The organism is Pseudomonas sp. SIMBA_068 (assembly GCF_046534705.1).
Taxonomy (GTDB): domain Bacteria; phylum Pseudomonadota; class Gammaproteobacteria; order Pseudomonadales; family Pseudomonadaceae; genus Aquipseudomonas; species Aquipseudomonas putida.
On the sequence record NZ_JAWRYI010001566.1, the window covers coordinates 1 to 238 of the forward strand.

Here is a 238-nt window from a genome sequence, read left to right on the forward strand (position 1 = left end):
GGGGGTACTTCATTTTATAAACATAAAGCCCTGGGGTATGAACGCATAACAAAAGAGCGACTTATCCCTTATAGGCAAGCTATAAAGCAACAAGCCATGGCACAAAAGCTTCATAAAAACCCACATTATATAAATGGCAGCACAGCTTTGTTTGAGCAAGTTTACAGTTTAGAGGCAAAGCTAAATCGGGTTGTTATATATCCAAGCAACTTATTGCATTCCGGGAATATAAATGCAG

The 238-nt window shown here is 38.7% G+C and carries 1 protein-coding gene; it reads left to right on the plus strand.

The window, feature by feature from the left end:
- The coding region (locus SB756_RS34950; RefSeq protein ID WP_410913866.1) for a DUF6445 family protein at positions 1–238 on the plus strand (238 nt) is incomplete at both ends.